This is a genomic window from Methylophaga muralis (assembly GCF_001720165.1).
Classification (GTDB): Bacteria; Pseudomonadota; Gammaproteobacteria; order Nitrosococcales; family Methylophagaceae; genus Methylophaga; species Methylophaga muralis.
In genome coordinates this window covers 1-706 of sequence record NZ_MCRI01000105.1, presented here as the reverse complement: position 1 = coordinate 706, position 706 = coordinate 1, and the positions used below count along the sequence as shown (strand labels likewise).

Below are 706 nucleotides of genomic sequence, written 5' to 3'. Positions count from 1 at the left end.
CAAAAACAAACATAATCATCAATATAACGTTTAAATTCAAATCCTTCTTCATCCAGTTCCTTGTCCACAGCACTTAACACTATTTCTGCAATGACACTTGATGTACCTGGTCCGATAGCAATACCTTGAGTCTCATTTCGTTTAGTCTTTCTGATGAAGATATCTAAATCATCTGACCAGTGTGTATTACCTGAAGTCATGTTATTTTTTGCCACATCAAATCCGATAATTGCCCATGGGATTGAGTGAGAATAAATACTATGAAAACAGTTAGCTATGTCAGAATTAACTCTAAAACGTTTTCCAAAACTGCTTTTCAGATCAGCTTCAATTTTTGAGAAAATATCTTCATAATTCATTACCAGCATTCGACCATCAATGTGTTTATGCGGCTTTATAATGCTCCGATCATTCTCTGTAATATATTTTAAGTTTTCCCAATTATCATGAATTTGCTTAACGAGTAATGAATAGGCCTTAGGATGAATTAAGGCTAAGGTTCTGGGTACATTGTTATGTCTAGTTACTGCATAAGAAACTTGATCATAACCAAGTTTTCTTCTTCCACTGGCGGATGTTTCATCTAATTTTGCCAATAATTCAGCAATCTCTGGTGTAAAACTTACCGTTGAAAAGCAAGGTGGTAATTCTCGCGCCCCCTCTTTTTGATTGGGGAAATAGTTATGACGAGTTAAAGCCTCATAAA

At 35.1% G+C, this 706-nt stretch carries 1 protein-coding gene; it reads right to left on the bottom strand.

What is annotated here, in order from left to right:
• The coding region (locus A9E74_RS14445; protein WP_176718950.1) for an RNA-directed DNA polymerase at positions 1-706 on the bottom strand (706 nt) is incomplete at both ends.